This window comes from Fulvivirga lutimaris, from assembly GCF_009711525.1.
In the GTDB taxonomy this organism is placed as follows: domain Bacteria; phylum Bacteroidota; class Bacteroidia; order Cytophagales; family Cyclobacteriaceae; genus Fulvivirga; species Fulvivirga lutimaris.
The window spans coordinates 1-281 of the sequence record NZ_SMLV01000017.1 but is presented as its reverse complement, the minus strand read 5'-3'; the positions used below and the strand labels follow the sequence as shown (position 1 = coordinate 281).

Here is a 281-nt window from a genome sequence, read left to right as displayed (position 1 = left end):
CCATTCACATCTACCGTGGCATCTGGTTCGTAGAACAGGTTAAACTCAATGGTGTTGGGCTGGGTAGTAAAGGTTACCCTTGTATTGCCCAAATGGTCTTTCAGGTTGTACTGGTACTCCCACCCATTGATATCATCGGGCACTATTCGCCCTTCTTCATGTTGGATGAAGGACAGTGCTGCATCGCCTTCACCTTCGGTCTCATAGATAAACTCTCCTATGTAGTCGGTACGTTTGATCAGGGTGTTTGTAGCATCATAAACTTCCTGTGCCAGTTTTAC

The 281-nt window shown here is 46.3% G+C and carries 1 pseudogene; it reads right to left on the bottom strand.

What is annotated here, in order from left to right:
* Positions 1 to 281 (bottom strand): annotated as a pseudogene (locus E1140_RS21090) (hypothetical protein); the annotation flags it as partial.